The organism is Actinospineispora eucalypti (assembly GCF_039543365.1).
GTDB lineage: Bacteria > Actinomycetota > Actinomycetes > Mycobacteriales > Pseudonocardiaceae > Pseudonocardia > Pseudonocardia eucalypti.
The window spans coordinates 1-20115 of sequence record NZ_BAABJP010000002.1; the positions used below are offsets into that span (position 1 = coordinate 1).

The following is a 20115-nucleotide window of genomic DNA, read 5'->3' on the forward strand; positions in this document are numbered from 1 at the left end:
CGGTGTTCTGCTCGATCTACGACCGCCAGTTCTGGCGGCACGAGCGGTACTGGAAGCTGGCCAACTTCCACTACGAGCCGCTGTTCAACGGCACGCCGTTCAAGGGCCTGGTCTGGCGGCTGGGCGGCGCCCGGGTCGGCCGGCGGCTGTTCGACGACGGCGCCGGGTACATCTCGGAAAAATCGCTGACCACGATCGGCGATGACTGCACACTGAACGCGGCCAGCAGGATCCAGCCCCACTCGCAGGAGGACGGCACCTTCAAGTCCGACCACGTCACCATCGGCAACGGCTGCACACTGGGCATCAACTCGCTGGTGCACTACGGCACCCAGCTGGGTGACGGCAGCGTCCTGGAGACCGACGGCTTCCTGATGAAGGGCGAGCAGACCACACCCCGCACCCGCTGGATCGGCAACCCGGCCACCGAACTGCGCTGAAAGGAACACCTCAGGTGAGGACCTCACTGGCCAAACGGCTCGCACCCGAGCTGATCACCCTCGGCGCGCTCGCCGCATGCAGCCATGCGTCACCATCCGCATCGCCGGGCAGCCCCGACGGCCAACTGGCCAAGGCAGCCGGCCAGGCCGGCGCCCACACCCACCTGCAAGTGCTGCAGCGCGCCATCCGGGGCCGCTACGGGCCCGCCGGGCCGACGGTGGTGCGGCTGGCCACCACACCACCAACACCGCGCAAATCACCGCCCTAGGCGACCCAGCCGGGCCGATCTGGTGGCCCGCCGGCAACACCGGCACCACGGCCGGCCGCTACCGGATCACCGCACTACCCGGCCACCACGGCGGCGGGCTCAACCAGCCCCACCCGCCCGACCAGTTCCGCCAGGCATGACCGGCCAGCACGGCGACGGCAACGCCAGCCACACCCACCCACACGCCTCGCCAGCCGCCCCCGCCGAACACGCCCACCCGACCGGCCCACCAACCACGACCGGCCCACCCCCTGACCGACCAGCGGCGCGCGCAACCCGCCGCCCGGCACAACCGGCGGCGCGGAGCCGCACGGCGGACGAACCTCCCGACTGACCCACCCCGGCCCGTAGCCGCCCCTTGCACGGGTGCCCGTCTCGACGTGTGCATAGGTCCGCCCCGAGGCTGTCGCGCCGCATGGGTAGCGTTGTCGCCGTGCCAGGAGTGGATCAGTGGACCGCGATCGTGCGACGGAGGCCGCGGGATGTGGTCTGGGCGGAGCTACGTGTGAAGATCCGCGACTACCAGCACCGAGGCGGGGATTACCTGTTCTGGGCGCGCCAGTTCGAACAGCACGCGGACGAACACCGTCCCGCCGGACCGGGGAAACGAGCACCGTGCCTCACCTGCGACCAGGTGTGGCCATGCCCGACCATCGCCAACGACCTGAGCCCCGGCTGACGCGTTCGTCAGCGTTCTGGGCACGCACTCCTGACGCGGCGCCACGCCCCCGCCACCGCGCCGAAACGAGCCGCGCATGGCCACCCGTCCGCGAACGATCAGCAGTGGTTACCGAGTGTCCGCGGCGCGGACACTGCCTTCTGGCTGTCCGCCCTCGCGGTCGAGTACGGCGATACTGGCCTGGGGAGCGCCTCGCGTCGCTCGCCGCGGCCAGCGAGCGTGCCGCCGGTGTGGCGCGGAAATTCCTCACCGATTCCTTTCCCGATCAGACGGGGTGAGCCGGCAGCACGTTCTGGCGAGTCCTTGTGTCTGACACCGACCGGCTCCAGTCCTCACCCGCGCGTGCTCGGACGTCGCTCAAGCGAGTCTGGGAACGTCCAGATGCTGCCGGGCAACGCCGAGAAATGCGACGAATCGGATTCCGGCCGGCGTATACTTTGTTATGGTTTTGCGTGCTCGGGAAATCATGACGCGACGGGTGATCGCGGCGCGCGCGCAGACCCCGATCGCGCGCGCCGTGCAGTTGCTGGTTGGTCACCGGTTCAGCGCTGTGCCGGTGGTGGACGAACACAACCGGCTGATCGGCATCCTCAGCACAGCCGACCTGCTGCGCGAGCTACACAACCGGCGCGCGTTGCTGCACGACACCGTGGGAGCGGTGATGAACACCGAGGTGCTCTACATGTCGCCCGAAGCGAACGTCGGCGTGCTGGCGCACCGGCTACGCACCTATGGCGACCTGCGGGTGATGCCGATCGTGGAGCACGACGTCCTGGTCGGCGTCGTCACCCGAGCCGATCTGCTGCGCCACCGGCCACGCGGCGGCAAGCTCGGCCGGCTCGCGCTGCGCTGCATCTATCCCTTCCACGCCCCGACCCGCCCACCCCTGGCACCCGATCTTGCCAGCCGACCAGCCGGCCACCTGGCCGGTGCTGGCCGGGACCTGGTCGTTGCCTCCACAGACATCACACCGGGCGCGGGCACAACACCGTTGCGCGCGAGGGATGTCATGACCAGCTCAGGCCTGGTGACTGTCACCGAGCAGACCCCCACCGAACAGGCCGCCCGGCTGCTGATCAACAACCGGTTCACCGCGCTACCGGTCGTCGACCGCCGCAACCACCTGGTCGGGATCATCAGCGAAGCCGACCTCGTCCACGATCCGCTGGATGCTCGACGCACCGCCCACTCACCCACCGTCGGGGGCGCGATGACCAGCGACGTCCTCGCGTGCTCACCCGACACCGATTTCGACGAACTATGCCGGCTGCTGTCCGACGGCGGGCTAGCGACACTGCCCATCGTTGAACACGACCAGATCGTGGGCATCGTCAGCCGCGCCGACCTCCTACGCCACCAACAACACGCTCCGGGGTAGTGCCAACCTCCAGCGGCCAAGCCACGCGGGTAGGGGGCACGATCAGGAGAACCACCGGGTCCCCCGACCCTGGGCTCATACGCGGACAGATGGCGCCGGAACTCCAGGCCGAGACGGAACGGCTGATTCGGGCAGAACTCCCGGACAGAAACAGTGGACCAGCCATAACGATCGGCGTGGCGCCGCGCGCCCCCGACCGCACTATCGTAGGCCCGAGGGGACCGCGCGAGTTGAACGGAGTCGAGGTGATGAGGGACTCGATGATGATGGGTATGTGGTTGTGGGGTGGATTGGGGCTGCTCATTCTCCTGGCGATCCTCAGCCTCCTGGTGTTGGCGGCTGTGTGGCTCATGCGCCAACTGGGCACGCATCGGTCACCATCGGCCACGGATCCGGCCACGACACCGGTCTCGGGACACGATCCGGCGCTGGACACGTTGCGCCAACGTTACGCCCTCGGCGAGATCGACGCCGAGGATTACCAACAGCGTCTCAACGTCCTCAACCAGCGATAACCAGCAGTGCCGCTCGCCGTCGTGAGTCCTGGTGCGCACCCCGGCAGACACGGTGACGGCTCCACACGGTGACCGCTGCACACCCGTGCACCCCAGCCCGGCCTGACCGTGCTCAGTTCGCCAGCTCGACGCGCGCAACACCAGCCGGTAGGTCACCGTGCCGACCAGTCATCGCGCCAGCCAGGCAAGGCCCGCAACTCGATCACCGCGCCGTGCGGCTCCGAGCACAGCTGCCGGTCGACACCAGCGATCACCAGGCCACCGCCGTTGCTGCGCAGCGCGCTTTGTGCCCAGGCCAGCGCGCTGGCAGGGCCGCGGGTCCGGCCCGACTTCTTTGTCGACATCACCGAACATGGCGTCGCGGGCGTGGCTGCCCGGCGGCCCGCCAACGTGATGTCAGCTGCCATGACGATGGGACCAGCTGAGTTCTGGTTTTGCCATGGGGATGGGACCAGGGTTTGCCAGTGATGGGACCACCGGTTTTCCGGTAGTGGGACCACGCGGCGTGGCTCCTCGCCTTCGCGGTCATGCGGTCGTTTGTTGCCCGCATGAGCTACCGGGAGGTGTCGGTGATCGAGGTCAAAGAGATCTTGCGGCTGTGGTTGGAAGGCCGCTCGTTGCGCAAGGTGACCGCGCTGGCTGGCGTGGATCGCAAGACCGTTCGCCGCTACGTAGAAGCGGCACAGGCCGCCGGGGTCTGCCAGGAGGGTGGCGCCGGGCAGCTGTCCGATGAGCTGATCGGCGTCGTGGTGGCGGCGGTGCGCCCGGATCGACCACGCGGGGTCGGGGCGGCGCGGGAGTCGTTATCGGCGCATCGAGAACAGATCCGGGCCTGGCTGGATGACGGCGTGACGCTGACCAAGGTGCATGTGCTGCTGGGTCGGCGGGGTGTGGTGGTGCCGTATCGCACGCTGCACCGCTACGCGGTCGAGGAGTTGGGGGTTCGGCCGCCGGCGGCCGACGGTGCCGGTGGTCGATGGGGATCCGGGGGTGGAGCTGCAGGTCGATTTCGGCCGGCTCGGGCTGATCCCGGACCCGGCCCGGGGCGCGCGCCGGGTGACCCACGGGTTGATCTTCACCGCAGTGTATTCGCGGCACATGTTCCTCTACCCGACCCATCGCCAGACACTGCACGAGGTGATCGTCGGGTTCGACGCGGCCTGGACGTTCTTCAACGGGGTGTTCAAGGTCGTCATCCCGGACTCCATGAAGGCGATTGTTGATCAGGCCGACAACCTCGAGCCCCGGTTCAACGACGCGTTCCGCGAGTACGCCCAGGCCCGGGGCTTCGCGATCGACCCTGCCAGGGTCCGGCGGCCTCAGGACAAGCCGAGGGTCGAAAAATGCGTGCAATACGTACGATCCAGCTTCTTCGCCGGCGAGCAGTTCCTGGATCTGGCCGACTGCCGCGCCCGCGCCACGACCTGGTGCGCCGAGGTTGCGGGGCAGCGGATCCACGGCACCACCCGGGCACGGCCCGCCGAGGTGTTCACCGAGCACGAGGCCGCCCTGTTGTTGGCGGCTCCGGACGGGCCGTTCGAGATCCCCGCCTACACCCGGCCCAAGGTGGCCCGGGATCGGCATGCCCAGGTGGACCACGCCCCGTATTCGGTGCCCGGGGAGTTGATCGGGCAACGGCTGGTGGCCCGGGCGGACGCGCGCACCGTCAAGCTGTATCACCGGGGCCAGCTGATCAAGGTGCATCCGCGTCAGCCACCCGGCCGGCGCCACACCGACCCGGCGGACCTGCCCAGCGAGGTGTCCATCTACGCGATGCGGGACCTGGACGCGCTGGCCCGCCGCGCCGCCGCGCACGGCGAGCACGTCGGCGCCTACGCGGTCGCGCTGCTGGATCACCCGCTGCCTTGGACCCGGATGCGACAGGTCTACCGGCTGCTCGGTCTGGTCCGCCGCCACGGCGCCGGCCAGGTCGACCACGCCTGCGCCCGCGCGCTGGAGGTCGAAGCGGTCAACGTCGGGCTCATCGACCGGATGCTCACCCGTGGCCTCGCCGCACCCGCCGACACCTCCCGGGTTGGTGAGCAGCTATGCCTGCCCACCACGCCCGCCCCTGGCCCTGCCGCCGACTCGAAGGTGGTGCCCGCCGCGGCCCGCTTCGTGCGCGCCCCGGACGAGTTCGCCACCGGCAGAACCACCAGCAGATCCACTGGCGGGGTCGGCGAGCACCGGAGGCCTTCATGAGCCCCAACAGGCGTGCGGCGGCCGGGTCGGCGCCGATGCAACGGGTCGAGGTCTCCGCCGAGCTCAAGGCCTTGATGCGCCGGCTCAAACTCGGCCAACTGCTCGACACCCTGCCCGAGCGCCTCGCGCTGGCCCGCACCCAGCACCTTCCCCATCACGAGTTCCTGGAGATGCTGTTCGCCGACGAGGTCACCCGCCGCGACCACCACTCCGCCGACCGGCGTGCCCGCGAAGCGAACCTGGACCCCACCATGGTCCTCGACGCCTGGGACGACTCCACCACCGTCGCGTTCGACCGCGCCCTGTGGGCCGAGCTGTGCTCGCTGCGGTTCCTCGACCAAGCCCTCAACTTGATGATCTTAGGCCCAGTCGGGGTCGGTAAAACGTTCCTGGCCAACGCCCTCGGACACGCCGCCGTGCGCCGCCGCTACTCCGTGCACCTCGAACGCGCCGACAAACTGTTCAAACGACTACGCGCCGCCAGGCTGGACAACAGCCACGAAGAACAGATGCGCAAACTCCACCGCGTCCAACTATTGATCATCGACGATCTGGCGCTGCACCCGCTCGGTGTCGACCAAACCAACGACTTCTACGAACTCATCGTGGAACGCCACCGGGAGTGCTCCACGATCATCACCTCGAACCGGGAAGGCCCGGAAATCCTCTCTATGATGGCCGACCAGCTCCTCGGCCAATCGGCGTTGGACCGGTTGCAATCAGCCGCGTTCGAGCTCGTCGTCGAAGGCGAGTCCTACCGCCAACGCCAACGACCCCAACCCGGCCAACAACGCCACGACGAATGAACGCCACGCGGGTGGTGACCCGCGCCGATCACCGGAGCCGGCGACCGGCACACGTTGACGGCCGACCAGCCCCTGGAGCACGATCACCACACGGCCCGTGACCGCCGAAGTGGTCCCTACCTAGTGGCAGACCGGTGGTCCCATCGTCGCGGCAGGTGACAACGTGATACCCCGCCCCGGCGCCACCGCGACGGGCAACGACAGTCACAGCGCCTGACGGTCGGCGCGACGGCGTGTGACCACAAAGAGCGCCCGATGCCTCTTGTGTCGGTCGTTACCGATCGAAATTCGGTAAAAGTTCCTCTCCGTGCGTTTGATAGCTCGCCTAAGAAAAAGGTTTTTCTCAACCGCCGGAGTGGTGTCACTTTCAATTACTGACTGGTGTGACTCCATCGGTTTCAATAGGGCCGGACCCCTACAGCCGACCTCCTGAAAAGAGTATGTTCCCCGTCACAGAAAACACCGCGTGCGTGACAAGTGTGGGGCGAACTCGCGCACATCCGTGGTCTCGGCAAACCAGCGGTGAGCGTGGCCCTGATCGTGTACGGGCACACTCACGACGCCGCGACCACCTGCACAGATGTCTCAACTGGATTCGGGAGGATGGCATGTCGGTTTCACATCTGGACGGTCCGCGTGACCGCCCCGGTCTCCCGAGCGAACGCCTCGACCGCTGTTCAGTGCCCTTACCCCTGCTCCCGCCGCGTGAGCGTCCCGTCGTCGCCGGCGACATGTCACCGCCCTGTGGCTCGACGTCGGCCACTGGGGAAGGGACGCTGCACGATGAGATCCAGCTCGTCACCGGCTATCTCGCCGCCGTCGCTATGCGACTCGACCAGCGCGGCCTGATCGTGCGCGAAACCCACACGACGGCAGATCCCGGCACCCTCGATGGCCGGATCACACTCGCCCCGACCTGGATCGACCCCGCCCGGTGGGCGCCGGTCCAACTCGACTGGAACGAGCACCACGGCTGGTCAGCCGCACTCCAGCCAGCACCCATCGCCAGTACTTCGGCCAGCCACACCGCGCCCCGCCACGCCACGCCACACCCGACACCACCGGATCAAGCCACGCAGTGGCGCGGTATCTGCCGCACCAGATCGTCCCGGCGCCGGTCACGGTCGCCCACTTCGCCGCCGCGCTCAACGCCCGCGAAAACACCGTGTGGGCCAGCGCTCGACTTCACCATCAACCATGACGCCGACACCGTGACCTGCCCGGCTGGGCACACCGTCACCATCCGCCCCAGCCGTGGCGCGTCCTTCCAACGACACTGTCGCGGCTGCCCGCTGGCCTCACGCCGCACCACCGCCAAACACGGCCGCAAACTCACCATCCACCAGCACGAACGCCTGCTACGCGCGGCCCGGGCAACGGCCCGTGAACCAGCCTGGCGAGACGAGTACCTCCAACACCGCCCCATGGTCGAACGCGGAATCGCCTGGCTCGTGCGAGTCAACCGCAAACTCCGCTACCGCGGCGTCACCAAAAACGATCATTGGCTGCGCCACCGCATCGCCGGGCTCAACCTACGCCGCCTGGTCACCCCTGGGACTCACCCGCGAATCCGGGGCATGGGCAATGGCCTGAACCAGCACCCCACACCCCCGGCCACCGCCACGACCACCAGCCATCCAGCCGAACAGATCCTGCCCCTGAGCACCAGGCCGTTGTGGCACTCATCCCGCCCCCAACACGCCCTTATTCAGCAGGCTCCTAGGGGTGTAGCTCAGCAGGCAGAGCGACCGGTTTCCACGCCGGGAGATGCCGTGTTCAAGTCCGGCCGCCCCTGCTCGCACAGGTACCCGCGCAGGCAGCCCCGGACTGCCTGCTCAGCGAACGTCCGTTCGGTAAGTCGCGAAAGTCGAGGGGTGCGCTCGCAACCAAGGGTCTTCGAGGAGATCGCGGCCGAGCCGATTGGCTGCCTGGCGATGAGGATTTCGCCGGGCCGAACCCCAGCTAGGAAACCCTTCCGACGATCAGGTGTCGAATCTAGTTGCGGCCCGCAGTGCCTGGTCCCGATGGGATGTCACCGCTGGCGACATCCTCCCGCTGGCGTCAGATCATCGAAGTTCGAGGCCGGCTTTCCGCCCGGTGGCGCGCAGCACGAGCAGGTAGATGGCCAGTGAGCAGGCTCCGCAGCCAACGAGCACGGCCAGCTCGCCGATCCGTTCTGGCCGCAGCTGGTGCAGGAGCAGCCAACCGGCGGCCGCCACGGGGGCCATGGCGAGCACCGCGGCTCCCGCGGAACGCAGGTAGGCGGGCTTGGTGAGTGGTTCTGGACGGATCGCGCGCCGCAGGCGCATCAGCACCACGAGGGCGGGAACCGTCTCTCCGAACATCATGGCGATCACCAGGCCGACGATCCGGGAGCCGTCCGCGGGCAGCAGGTACATCGCGAAGGCCAGCGTGGTGCCGACGATCAGGCCGATCGTACTTGCCAGCGCCGGGCCGTGCTTGTCGAGGCGGGCGAACAGGGCTTGGCGGCCGAAGTCGTACAGGCCGCCGGACAGCTGGGTGAACGCGACCACGGTCAGACAGGCCCCGAGCACACCGATGAGGTCGCCGTGGCGGAGCTCACCGTTCGCCAGCAGGTTTGCCGTCGGGCCGGCGAAAGTCATGAGCAGGCACAGCGAGGGCAGGCTCGCGGCCAGCGCGAAGAAGCTGCCCTGCCGAAGGGCGTGCGCGTACGTGCTGGGGTCGCTCTCTCCAGCGGCCGAGGCCAGCCGGGGCAGCGCGGCGATCGACACCGCTCGGGCGCCGAGGAAGGACAGCGCCCAGTACATCTGTAGCGAGAGCTGCACCACGACCACGCCACCGGGCACGGTGGCGGCCACGATCGTGACCACGAAGTTCGTCACCGACGGGCAGACGGCCACCGGCACCGACCACAGGACCCGCCGCAGCGCGGCGAGAGCCTCTGCGTCTCGCCGCCAGCCCCAGGTGGGCCTGGTCAGCAACCCGACCTTGTGTGCCCCGTATAGCTGCAGACCGGCGTGCACCACCACGGCGGCGGTGGTGCCCACACCCAGCATGATCATCATGCCGGTCGGTGCCCGGTCCACCTCCAGGCCGACGCCGTAGACCGAGGCGGCGAGACCCACGGTGATGATCGTGCCGATGTTCTCGATCGCCGGCGCGGCGGCGGCCAGCGCGAAGCGGCCCTGGGACTGCTGTGCCGCCACCCCAAGCGCGACCACGGCGTAGCCCACGATCTGGGGAGCCACGAACAGCAGCAGGATGACAGCGAGCTGCCAGGCTCGGTCCCGCTCGGCATCCGGGACGCCAGCGGTGAACGCCCAGGCCACTGCGGGTGACAGCAGGCACAGCCCGAGCGCGCCGGCGCCGGCCACGGACAGGATACAGCCGCTGATCCGGCCGAGAAGTTCGACCGCCCGGCCGCGGCCCGCCGAGTCGAAGGCGCGCACGATCGCGGGAATGAGCACGCCGGCCAGGACGGGCCCGGCGATCACATGGTGAATCGTGTTCGGCAGTACGTACCCAGCTTGGAAGATGTTCGCGAAGAACGTGGGGCCCATCAGGGCGCCGATCAGCAGCACCCGGAGCATGCCGGTCACCCGGCTGGCCAGTGTCCAGACGACCACGGTCATCGAGTTTCGGGCGGTGGCGTCCCTGCCGCGCTGGGCGTCGCTCGCTGTTGCGCTCGCGGTCGTGCCGGTCTCCTCTGTTACGACCGGTTGCGAGTGCGCCGGGCCAACCGTGCCCGGCGGCGCCGCCGGGGCGTCAACTCGGCCACGGTTGTCCGGGTTCAACGTGGTGGTCCCTTTCATCTCGTGAAGCATCGGCCGGTGTACCCGGCTGAACCAGCGAGGGTGTCCTGGCCTCACTAGCTGCTTCAGGCCCTACGGCTTGTTGGGCTTTCCTTCGTCGCCGAGCAAGGTGCGGCGCAATCCACGAGCGGCTCTTCTGCCCTTTTCCAGCGCTAGCATCGGCCCGCGGAAATCGCGCCACATTCGGCTGGTCCGCGCCTGCGGATTTTGCGGATCCGGCACGATGAAATCGCGGTGCACCAGCTTGGCGGTGATGGTGATGAGCTGGTTCCGTCCGAGGTACGGCGTCACGTAGTGCGGCAGGGTCGTCGGGAAAATCAGCATCTTCCCAGGCTCCGGCTCGACCTCGAGGCTGTAGTCCTTGGCCTCGCTGACTGGACGGGGGACGCCGCTCATGTCCATGAACCGCGTCACCCCGCCGTTGTCAGCACCGGGATCTTCGCCTGCATTGACGTAGTACACGGCCGACCACACAGTGAGCCCGCCAACATCGTGGTTGTGCGGTGCCGTGGAATCGGTGAACTCATGGACATTTGCCCGCGCCCGGATGTCCCACCCCTTGAACATCCTTTCGTCCGGTGATGGCACCGTGGCTCGAACGACCTCGCGCAGCATTGTGCGCAGCATTGTCAGCAGCGAATCGACGGCTGGTTCGTTCCAAAAGGCGAAGTCCGCCTCGGAACGCCATGGCGAGGGGGCGTCGCCCTTCTTGGCCCGCACCAGGGCGGCCAGCCGATCGTTGATCAGGTCGGCTTCCGGCCACACTTTGGTGAAGACCTTGGTGCCGCCGATCTCCGTTATTCCGTGAAGCTCGGGCTCCACCTGCAGAACCTCCGATCCCGCGTCTCGCTCCGACTCAGCTCACGCTCTTAGCTGGAGCCGGCCGAAGGGCATGGGCTGCCTCAGTTGCCGCCCAGCAGGCGCTTCCGGACCGGCGCCGGCCAACGGTCGGGGGGTACGACCTGGGCCAGGCCGTCGCGGGCGGCCCCCTTGGCCTTTTGCCCGGCCAGCATCACGCCGCGGAAGTTCCGCCACATCATCGCTTTCCGAGCGCGCGGGTTCTGCGGATCGGCGACCGCGTAACCCGGGTGCTTGAGGTTGAAGGCGATGGTGATGCGCTGCCGCTCGCTCAGGTACGGCGTCACGTAGTGCGGCAGGGTGGACGGGAACATGACCATTTTCCCGGGCACCGGCTCGACCTGGATGTCGTATTCCTCGCCCACCGGCGACAGCCCGCAGGCGTCTTGCCAGGTCTTGATGGGCGCGGTGCGGTCCGCCGTGGCCGCGTCGCCCTTGAGCGGCCTGGGGACGCCGCTCATGTCCACGAACTTGGTGAGACCGCTGCGGACTTCGCCGTCCTCACCGGTGTCGACGTAGTAGATCGCCGACCACAGGTTGGTGCCACCCACATGGTCGTGTTGAGAGGCGGAGTCCTCCATCTTGTTGACGTTCGCCCACGACTCCACCTCCCAACCCTTGAACAGACCCTCGGGCGCTCCGGGGGCGGTGGCCTTGATGACCTGGGGCAGCATGCCCTGCAGCAGCATGTCCATCAGCGTGCGGACCGGCGCGTCAGGCCACAGCTGGAAGTCCGTCTGGCTGTGCCATCCCCCGCAGTTCGACTTCTTCAGCCCGGGAGTGGTCTCCTTCTTCCGCAGCACCACCTCCCGCAGCTGCTCGTTGAGCTGCTTGGTGTCCGGCCACTGCAGGGTGAAAATCGGGGTGCCGCCCACCGATGTCGGTCGGTCGAGCTCGGGCTTCACCGCAACTTCCGGTGTTGCGTCCACAGTCCCTCCGCTTCGGATTTCATGCGTCCGCGGCCGCCGCCGCTCGATCGGCTTCGAGCAGGTCGCGCCGTCGGTGATCAGATGGCGAGAATACTCAGCTCACCGGGCGCACACGGGGGCGGGGGGAGGCCGTCAGCAGTGCCTCCAGTCGCATGCTATTGGCTTCGGCGACGGGGCTGTCGCAGAAGCTACGGGAGCAAAGTCCCGTATGTACAAGCCAAGGTCCCCGATTCATCCGGGACTGGATCACCCGCTGTGGGTCCACCGCGTGGTGCCCTTGCCTGGACTCATTCGATGTGGGTGCGGGTCGGTTCGGTGACCGCGTGCGTGATCCGCAGCCGCATGCTCGGGTGAATAGAAAGATCCCGTAGCTGTACGAGCTCAAACCATGCGGCATCAACAGTTTCGCGGCCGTCTCCGGCGGGTTGCCCGGCTAGTGGGCGAGCGTGGAAGCAGACCGCGAACACTTGGCGCGACTCACCAGTCTCGGGATAGTAAAGAATATGACCCGGGTCGCTGTAGAGCCCGGATATTCCGGTGACCGCGATCGTGACGGCGCTTTCCTCAGCGACCTCTCGCCGGACCGCGTCCAGAATCGTCTCGCCTGGGTCCAGCCGGCCGCCCGGCAGCTCCCAGTCGCCGGTGTCGGCCCGCCGCACCAGCAGTACCCGGCCGACCCCGTCACGAACCACCGCGAAAGCCGCAGGCGCCAGCGAGTTCGGCGTGGGAGCGGCCTTGTCGTGGTAGTACTCGATCCGCGCCACGACCACAGAATGGCCCGGTAGATGCCGCTCATGCGGGCTTGGCACCTATTGAGCGCGTGTCGTCCTCGTTCATGGGTGCAGCGTCAGACCCGTGGCGCCAACCCGCCGGCCGTGCCACCGGCGCTCGTGCTGGGCAACATGCTCGGGGCAGTCTTCGCGTTCACGTCCTCGGCCGCCTTGCGGGCGACCTCCACGAGCCGCCGGAAAGCGGGCCGGTCGAGCAGACGCGCGACAAGCTCGGCGGCAGCCGCCGCCGGATCATCCGCCCTCAACCGGCCGTCCATGGAGCGCGGATAGCCCGGTATACCCGAACCCAAACACGCCGGCGACACGCCTTTACGTGACGTTAACGCGCCAACTCGCCGGACGGCGTTAGCGTCATCGGATCCGGTTGGCTTCTGCCGTCCGCGACACGGTCCGTGCAGGGCGAGCACCACACGGCAGACAGGGGCGTCATCGTGGCCAGCAGACAACCGATCCACCCCCGGCGGGCGCTCGGATGCCGCTGGCGGGTCTGGATAGCGGTCCTCAGCGACGTGTGAGTAGTCGGGCGAGTGAGGCGGCGTGTTGGGGAAGTTTCTCGATGTCGAACCAGGGCACGAAGGAGATGCCGGACAGCTGGTAGCGGAACCGGATGCCCATGATGACCTTGATGCCCCAGTGCATACCGAACGTGTTCACCGCCCAGATCCGGCCCAGCCGGCGGTTCAGCAGGCCCAGCGGGGCGAGCAGCTCCAGGGCCAGCGAGCCGACCGCGAACGCGGTGAACAGGCCGCGGTACGGGTAGAGCTTGTAGGCGGTCGGCTCGGCCCGCGAGCCGTAGACCTCCTTGCGGATGCCGTCCATGGCCACCTGCCGGCGCAGCCCGTCGCCCTTGGCCCAGCCCCAACCGCTCGGCCCGACCACCTTGGCGATGCCGGCGAGCAGGTAGGTGAGGGTGGAGGCGGCGTTCATCAGCTGCAGCGGCCAGCCGTAGCGCGGGTGTGGCTCCGGCCTGGCCCGGCCGGCCAGCGAGTCCAGGGATACCGCGTCGGCGGACCGCGCGGCGCCCAGCACCAGGGTGTGCAGGACCAGCGTGTTGTCGCTGTGGAAGATCATCGACCAGGAGTTGCGGTAGGACAGCGTCCACAGCAGCAGCGCCGCGTGAGCCTTGCCGACCACCCGGTGCCCGCTACCCAGCGTGAACAGCGCGGTGCTGACCATGGTGGCGTCGTTGAGGCGGTCGGCGATGTTCGGCGGGATCGGCTTGGTCAGCACCCGGCACGGTCCGACCGGCTTGAACAGGGCCGGGTCGGTGCGGTTCACGCGGCGGAACATGTTCCGCCGCTTCTTCAGGTAGTACAGCGTGTACCCGCCGCCATCGCCGACATCACGGCGTTCCTGCTCGCCCTAGCGGTGGTCACGCTGGCGCACCTGGTCATCGGCGAGATGGCGCCCAAGTCCTGGGCGATCACCCACCCCGAACGCTCCGCCATCCTGCTCGCCCTGCCCATGCGCGCCTTCATCACCCTCACCAGACCCCTACTCGCCTGGCTCAACGGCCTGGCCAACTGGTGCCTTCGCCGCGTCGGGGGTGACACCGGTAGACGAGGTGGCCATCGGACACAGCCCGGCCAGCCTCCGCGAGCTGGTCGACCACTCCGCGCAAGCCGGGGCGCTCGACCCCGGCCGGCACGACCGGCTGATCGCGGCGCTTCAGCTGCACACCACCACCCTGCGCGGCCTGGCCCGACCAGTACCCACCGTGCACGGCGTGCACTCGGCAGACACCGTGGAGCGTGTCCGCGAAGTCGCCCGCGACAGCGGGCACCTACGGCTGGTCGTCTGGCCAACGACGGAACCCGCCGGCACGCCGATCGGCATGGTGCACGTGCGCGACACCCTCACCGCCGACCCAACCACCATCGTCAGCGAGCTCACCCGCCCAGTCCTCACCCTCGCCGCGGACACACCCGTATATCCCGCGCTAAGCGCCATGCGCGCACAGGCCAGCCAGTTCGCCCTGGTCACCGACGGCACCGAGTTCCTCGGGCTGGTCACCATGCACGACCTGCTCGACCGTCTCCTCCCACCGTCCGATGCTCGCTGACCGGCTCACTCTTCGTCCCGAACAACCACGCCACTTCGGTTGACGCCCAGCCTCTCGCCGCGGTGTGAGGCGGTCCGGCCGGTTCTCGGTGGGTGAGAGCACGGACCGCGGTGGTTGTCAGGCAACTGTCAGCTCCACCAGCCGAACGAACATCGGCTCGGCATTAGCCTGCCACGGTGAGAGGCCTCGACCGCGGCGGTCAGCGTGCTCGCCGCTCGGCGAGACGTGACCTCCCGTCGCCGACGGGCGCCGGCACCCGATGCGCCGCTACGGCCTTTCCCTCGTTGTCTCCCTCGTTGTCGTTGACACACACGGTCGTGCCCCGGCGAGCCGTGATCGGGGACGGGCGTGTGGGGCTCGGCTGGTGGTTCAGGGAGAACAGAAGATGCACACGAACGTGCTGTTGGTCGAGGACGATGATCGGATTCGTGAGGCCTTGGCGCTTGCGCTCGCCGATGAGGACTTCACCGTTGTGCAGGCTACGTCGGGTGAGGAGGGCCTCTCTCTGCTGGGGGCTGGCTCCGTGCACGTGGTGCTGCTGGATCTGATGCTGCCCGGGGTCGACGGGCTGAGTGTGTGCCGCACGCTGCGCGCGCGGGGTGATCTGCCCATCATCGTGGTCACCGCGCGCTCGGACACCACCGACGTGATCGCTGGCCTGGAGGCCGGGGCGGACGACTACGTGACAAAGCCCCTGGTGGCCAGCGTGCTGGCGGCGCGGATCCGAGCGCTGCTGCGTCGCCATCGCGACTCCGGCGCGGTCGGTTCACCCCACACCGATCGACTCCGCGTGCGCGATCTGGAGATTCTCGCGGTGCGGGGCGTGGTGCGCCGCGCCGGGGTCGAGGTGCACCTGACGCGCACCGAGTTCCGGCTCCTGCTCGAGTTGGCCAATTCCCGGGGAAACATCGTCAGCAGGGAGGATCTGCTGGAGCGTGTATGGGGATATGACTACTACGGCGACACGCGGCTGCTCGACGTGCACATCCGCAGGCTGCGCCGCAAGATCGAAACCAACCCGCACGAGCCGGAGCTGGTGTTGACTGTGCGCGGTGCCGGCTACAAGACATGCCAACCATGACCCGGTCATTCTGGTCCCGGCTGCGCGGCGGAGGCCGCCTGCCGCTGCGCTGGCGGGTCGCGGTCGCATTCGCGGTCACCTCACTGCTGGTCACCAGCGTGCTCGCACTGATCACCTGGAACCTGGCCTCCAACTTCATGCTCGAGCAGCAACAGCAGAGCGCGGTCGGCCAAGCCACCACCGACGCGTGCGCCCTCCGGACGTAATGGAGCACCCGTTCCGATCCAAATGGAGCGGCCGTTCCGGCGGTAATGGAGCAGCTGTTCCGGAGTAGTGGAGCACTCGTTCCGGGTTCTGGAGCACCCATGTGGTGCTGTGTGACGCCGTGGGGTTGGGGCGTCAGCCTCGATCGGACATCACTGTCTGATCTTGAGCGAGGTAGCGATGGCGCGGCCCCGAACCGCCATGCGAGACATTCGAGAAGTGCTCCGGCTCAAGCACGAGGCCGGGCTGAGCGAGCGCCAGATCGCCAGGTCGATGCGGTTGGCGCCCTCGACGGTGCACCGGTATCTGGAGCGGGCCGAACGGGCTGGGGTGGGCTGGCCGCTGCCGGCCGGGCTCGACGATGCCGGGTTGGAGGCGGTGTTGTTCCCGCCGCTGCCGCCGTCGCGGGTGCCGCGCACCCCGCCGGATTACGGGTGGGTGCACCGTGAGCTGCGCCGCAAGAGTGTGACGCTGCAGCTGCTGCACCTGGAGTACAAGCAGGCCTGCCCGGACGGCTTCCAGTATTCGCAGTTCTGCGAGCGGTATCGGCAGTGGGCCGGCAGGGTCGATCTGGTGATGCGTCACCAGCATCGTGCCGGTGACAAGCTGTTCGTCGACTACGCCGGGCACACCATCCCGATCCATCCGCCCGGCGCACCGGCGTGGCAGGCCGAGTTATTCGTCGCCGTGCTCGGCGCCAGCAACTACACCTTCGCCGAGGCGACCGCCTCCCAGCAGCTGCCGTGTTGGATCGGCTCGCACGTGCGCTGTTTCGAAGCGATGGGGTCGGTGCCGGCGCTGCTGGTGCCGGACAACCTGCGCTCCGGGGTGAGGAGATCGCATCGGTATGAGCCGCTGCTCAACCGCACCTATGCCGAGATGGCCGCCCACTACGGCACCGCGATCTTGCCGGCCCGCGCGGGAAAACCCCGCGACAAGGCGAAGGCCGAGGTCGGGGTGCAGATCGCCGAGCGGTGGCTGTTAGCCAGCCTGCGCAACGAACGCTTCACCAGCCTGGCCGAGGCGAACACGGCGATCGCGGCGAAGCTGGCGTGGTTGGACAACCGCCCGTTCGCCAAGCTCGACGGCACCCGGCGGCTGGTGTTTGAGCAGCTGGACCGGCCGGCGATGCGCCCGCTGCCAACCACCCGCTACGAGTTCGCCACCTGGACTCGCCCCAAAGTCAACATCGACTACCACGTCGACGTGGAGCGCCACTACTACAGCACGCCGTATCAGCTGGTCGGGCACCGCGTCGACACGCGGGTCACCGAGCACACCGTGGAGATCTTCTTCCAGGGCCGCCGGGTGGCCAGCCACCGGCGCAGCCACGTCAAGGGCCGCCATTCCACCGAGCCCGGCCACATGCCCGAACGCCACCGGGCGCACCTGGCCTGGAGCCCGCAACGGCTGATCGCCTGGGCACAACGCACCGGACCGGCCACCGCCGAACTGGTCGAAGCGATCATGACCAACCGGCCACATCCAGAGCAGGGCTACCGCTCCTGCCTGGGCATCATGCGCCTGTCGCGGCGCTACCCCCAGCCCCGGGTCGAAGCGGCCTGCCGACGGGCGCTGGCCATCGGCGCCCGCAGCTACCGCAGCGTCGAATCCATCCTCGCCCACAACCTCGAGGCCACCCCGCTGCCCTCAGACGAGCCCGACAACGACCCGCCACGCCAGCACACCGGGCTGCGCGGCCCCACCTACTACCGCTAACCCCCGCCGGAGAACCTGGAGCACACCGTGTTGATCAACCAGACCCTGCAGCAGCTGCACCACCTGCGCCTGACCGGGATGGCCGACGCCCTGGCCGACCAACTCGAGCATCCCGACCGCTACGCCGAGCTGGAGTTCACCGCCCGGCTCGGGCTGCTGGTCGACCGCGAAGCCCAAGACCGCGACAACCGCCGGCTGACCCGCAACCTCAAGACCGCCCGGCTACGCGCGCAGGCCTGTGTCGAGGACATCGACTTCCACCGCCCACGCGGTCTCGACCGCACCCAAATCCTGCACCTCGCGCAGGCCGGCTGGGTCGGAGAGCACCGTGACCTGCTGATTTCCGGCGCGACCGGCTGCGGAAAGACCTACATCGCCTGCGCGCTCGCCCACGCCGCGATCCGCCGAGGCCACAAGGCGCTGTACTGGCGGATGCCCCGACTGCTCGACGAACTACGCCTGGCCCAACGCCGACGGACGCGCCGCACAACTGCTCGCCACCTGGGCACGCATCGACGTCCTCGTCCTCGACGACCTAGCGCTGCGGCCGTTGACCGCGGCCCAAGCCGCCGACCTGCTCGAGGTGATCGAGGACCGCCACCAGCGCCGCGCCACCATCCTGACCAGCCAGTTACCCGTCGACACCTGGCACGACAACCTCGGCGAGCCCACCATCGCCAACGCCATCTGCGACCGGATCCTGCACACCGCCCACCGCATAGAACTCCGCGGCGAATCCATGCGCAAACCCCCACCACCCGAGCCCACCGACCAACCCGGGGACCAGCCATGACCACCCCCGACCCCCCGCCCGCCGAGACACCCCCGCCCGACACACCACCCACCGGGCCGGTCGCCGCCGCCAGATCAGCGCGTTCCTGCACCACCTCGCCCAGCTACCCTCACCCACCCACCCCGCCCACCAGACCGAACGCGCCGACGTGCTAGCCCACAAAGCCGAGCTGTTCGACCGGATCGCCCGCCAGCACACCCACACCGACCCCGACCAAGCCACCCAAGCCCACCAGATCGCTGACCATGCCCGCGCCGCCGCGGCCGCCCACCACGCCACCCTGGCCCAGGGCGACACCACCCCGATGATCAGCTCACCGACCCCCAGTCCTGGCAGACTCACCCATCACACAACAAGAAGGAGGTGACCCGGCAGCCAAGCCGTCGCTGACGCTCCGACCCCACGGGTCAGCACCGCACCAAAACCGCCGGAACAACTGCTCCAAAACCTGCGGACGCGGTGCTCCAATTCACCGGAATCCGCAGTCTCCATGAACGGCCCCAGCTACCGACCAAACAAGCGCCCCCGGAGTGTCACAGAAGACGGGAAGGAGAACACCAAGTAGAACATCACCAGGACCCACCACCTGCGGAATTCCATGAGCGCAGGCCAGGGGAATTACGTGAGCGTTCACAGGCCGTCGGTGCGGAACCGAGCAGGTGGCCCGCCAAGCTCTAGCTCACCAGTACGTGCGCGTGCTCGAGAGGCAGACTCGCGCCGAGTACTGGCCTGCGAGACCACGAGAGTGGCGTACCAGGTGACCAACCCAGACACCGCACGCGCCGCGGGTCTGCTCGCTACCCGCTTCATGCCCGCCACGGCGGGCCGACTAGCCTGACTGCGGCTGCGGCCGCCGCATCCGCCAGGTAACTGCCAGCACTGACGAACCCAGCGCGTGGTGGCCGCAGCCAACGCACCACCGAGGCGTTGGATTGAGGTTCCCCCGGTTCTCCGGAGACTTCCGAACCAGGTTTGATCGGGTCTGTAACAAGATCGGTGTTTTCGGCGGTTGCGGTTAGTACTTCTCGGCGCTCGGCCAGCGGTCACTGAACGTGTTCGAGAACGCGTTCAGAGCGGGTTTCCACCGCATCGTCTACCGCGCTTGGCCCTTCCCGGTCGGGTCCAGCGACCGAGTTACCAGGTAGAGGCACTTGAGCGCGGCTTGTTCCGTGGGAAAGTGACCTCGTGCCCGCACGGCCTTACGATACCGCGCATTCAACGACTCGATGGCATTTGTGGAACACAACACGCGCCTAATTTCGGGATCGTAGTCCAAGAACGGCGTAAATTCCTCCCACGCACTTCGCCACAACCTGATCATCGCGGAATACCGACCACCCCACGTCTCTTCCAAATCATCCAACGCAACCGCCGCCGCCGTTGCTGTCGCAGCCGTGTAGACCGGTTTCAGATCCTTCTTCAACGCGTCCCAATCACGCCTCGACGCGATCCGGAACGAGTTCCTGATCAAGTGGATCACACATGTCTGCACCCGGGCCTGCTCGTTCATCACTCGGACAAGGGCTGCCAGGGCGAATTCAACCGGTGGACGCAACACCAGCCTGTTGGAGCGATGCTAGCTGATCATCGAGCGC

The 20115-nt window shown here is 68.0% G+C and carries 19 protein-coding genes and 4 pseudogenes; 15 read left to right on the forward strand and 8 right to left on the reverse strand.

All coding sequences use genetic code 11. The features are described from left to right. The 5 genes from ABEB12_RS04100 to ABEB12_RS04120 form a co-directional block, all read left to right on the forward strand. A partial coding sequence (locus tag ABEB12_RS04100; protein ID WP_345702545.1) for a DapH/DapD/GlmU-related protein occupies positions 1-440 on the forward strand: 440 nt, incomplete at its 5' end. Positions 441-454: 14 nt separating this feature from the next. Further along, positions 455-709, forward strand: coding sequence for a hypothetical protein (locus tag ABEB12_RS04105; protein WP_185060931.1), 255 nt, complete (start codon positions 455-457; stop codon positions 707-709). A 505-nt stretch (positions 710-1214) separates the two neighbouring features. Then, positions 1215-1388, forward strand: a complete 174-nt coding sequence (locus ABEB12_RS04110) for a hypothetical protein (RefSeq protein WP_185060930.1) — start codon at positions 1215-1217, stop codon at positions 1386-1388. Between the two features lie 466 nt (positions 1389-1854). Further along, positions 1855-2766, forward strand: coding sequence for a CBS domain-containing protein (locus ABEB12_RS04115; RefSeq protein ID WP_185060929.1), 912 nt, complete (start codon positions 1855-1857; stop codon positions 2764-2766). Positions 2767-2855: 89 nt separating this feature from the next. Continuing rightward, positions 2856-3281, forward strand: a complete 426-nt coding sequence (locus ABEB12_RS04120; RefSeq protein ID WP_221497702.1) for an SHOCT domain-containing protein — start codon at positions 2856-2858, stop codon at positions 3279-3281. A 152-nt stretch (positions 3282-3433) separates the two neighbouring features. Here ABEB12_RS04120 and ABEB12_RS04125 read toward each other — a convergent pair whose 3' ends face one another. Beyond that, entirely contained in the window at positions 3434-3688 is a 255-nt protein-coding gene (locus ABEB12_RS04125; RefSeq protein ID WP_185060928.1) for a hypothetical protein, read from the reverse strand. A gap of 583 nt (positions 3689-4271) precedes the next feature. On the opposite strand from ABEB12_RS04125, the gene ABEB12_RS04130 reads away from it, so the two are divergent. From ABEB12_RS04130 to ABEB12_RS04140, 3 genes and pseudogenes are all read left to right on the forward strand, one after another. Beyond that, entirely contained in the window at positions 4272-5483 is a 1212-nt protein-coding gene (locus tag ABEB12_RS04130) for a Mu transposase domain-containing protein (RefSeq protein WP_221497701.1), read from the forward strand. 74 nt (positions 5484-5557) lie between these two features. Further along, on the forward strand, positions 5558-6289 hold the full coding sequence (locus ABEB12_RS04135; RefSeq protein ID WP_345702547.1) for an ATP-binding protein: 732 nt from the start codon (positions 5558-5560) through the stop codon (positions 6287-6289). A 1181-nt stretch (positions 6290-7470) separates the two neighbouring features. After that, positions 7471-7882: pseudogene (locus tag ABEB12_RS04140) on the forward strand (transposase); the annotation flags it as partial. A 473-nt stretch (positions 7883-8355) separates the two neighbouring features. Here the strand turns inward: ABEB12_RS04140 and murJ are convergent. The 6 genes from murJ to ABEB12_RS04170 all read right to left on the reverse strand — a co-directional run bounded on the left by murJ (position 8356) and on the right by ABEB12_RS04170 (position 13939). Beyond that, positions 8356-9903, reverse strand: coding sequence for a lipid II flippase MurJ (gene murJ / locus ABEB12_RS04145; protein ID WP_185060925.1), 1548 nt, complete (start codon positions 9901-9903; stop codon positions 8356-8358). Positions 9904-10155: 252 nt separating this feature from the next. Next, positions 10156-10905 carry a putative 2OG-Fe(II) oxygenase gene (locus ABEB12_RS04150; protein ID WP_185060924.1) on the reverse strand — a complete coding sequence of 250 codons (750 nt, stop codon included), beginning with the start codon at positions 10903-10905 and terminating at the stop codon, positions 10156-10158. An 80-nt stretch (positions 10906-10985) separates the two neighbouring features. Continuing rightward, the gene (locus tag ABEB12_RS04155; RefSeq protein ID WP_185060923.1) at positions 10986-11846 is read right to left on the reverse strand and encodes a putative 2OG-Fe(II) oxygenase; all 861 of its coding nucleotides are present in this window, start codon (positions 11844-11846) and stop codon (positions 10986-10988) included. 311 nt (positions 11847-12157) lie between these two features. Then, positions 12158-12634 carry an NUDIX domain-containing protein gene (locus tag ABEB12_RS04160; RefSeq protein WP_185060922.1) on the reverse strand — a complete coding sequence of 159 codons (477 nt, stop codon included), beginning with the start codon at positions 12632-12634 and terminating at the stop codon, positions 12158-12160. A gap of 83 nt (positions 12635-12717) precedes the next feature. Continuing rightward, on the reverse strand, positions 12718-12918 hold the full coding sequence (locus ABEB12_RS04165) for a hypothetical protein (protein ID WP_185060921.1): 201 nt from the start codon (positions 12916-12918) through the stop codon (positions 12718-12720). Positions 12919-13162: 244 nt separating this feature from the next. Beyond that, a complete protein-coding gene (locus ABEB12_RS04170) occupies positions 13163-13939 on the reverse strand; it encodes a hypothetical protein (RefSeq protein ID WP_345702546.1) in 777 nt (258 codons plus the stop codon). 90 nt (positions 13940-14029) lie between these two features. Between ABEB12_RS04170 and ABEB12_RS42040 the strand changes: the two are divergent. From ABEB12_RS42040 to ABEB12_RS04200, 7 genes and pseudogenes are all read left to right on the forward strand, one after another. Next, a pseudogene (locus tag ABEB12_RS42040) lies at positions 14030-14167 on the forward strand (CNNM domain-containing protein); the annotation flags it as partial. Positions 14168-14207: 40 nt separating this feature from the next. Further along, positions 14208-14723, forward strand: coding sequence for a CBS domain-containing protein (locus ABEB12_RS04175; protein ID WP_185060920.1), 516 nt, complete (start codon positions 14208-14210; stop codon positions 14721-14723). A 385-nt stretch (positions 14724-15108) separates the two neighbouring features. After that, entirely contained in the window at positions 15109-15804 is a 696-nt protein-coding gene (locus ABEB12_RS04180) for a winged helix-turn-helix domain-containing protein (RefSeq protein WP_185060919.1), read from the forward strand. After that, a complete protein-coding gene (locus ABEB12_RS04185; RefSeq protein ID WP_185060918.1) occupies positions 15801-16010 on the forward strand; it encodes a hypothetical protein in 210 nt (69 codons plus the stop codon). Before ABEB12_RS04180 ends, ABEB12_RS04185 begins: the two co-directional genes overlap by 4 nt. A 199-nt stretch (positions 16011-16209) precedes the next feature. Further along, the gene (istA, locus tag ABEB12_RS04190) at positions 16210-17727 is read left to right on the forward strand and encodes an IS21 family transposase (protein ID WP_425572207.1); all 1518 of its coding nucleotides are present in this window, start codon (positions 16210-16212) and stop codon (positions 17725-17727) included. A gap of 78 nt (positions 17728-17805) precedes the next feature. Continuing rightward, positions 17806-18520, forward strand: a pseudogene (gene istB, locus ABEB12_RS04195) (IS21-like element helper ATPase IstB). Between the two features lie 148 nt (positions 18521-18668). Continuing rightward, positions 18669-18887, forward strand: a complete 219-nt coding sequence (locus ABEB12_RS04200) for a hypothetical protein (RefSeq protein WP_185060917.1) — start codon at positions 18669-18671, stop codon at positions 18885-18887. A 648-nt stretch (positions 18888-19535) separates the two neighbouring features. Here ABEB12_RS04200 and ABEB12_RS04205 read toward each other — a convergent pair. Next, positions 19536-20081 (reverse strand): annotated as a pseudogene (locus ABEB12_RS04205) (transposase). Between the last annotated feature and the right edge of the window lie 34 nt (positions 20082-20115).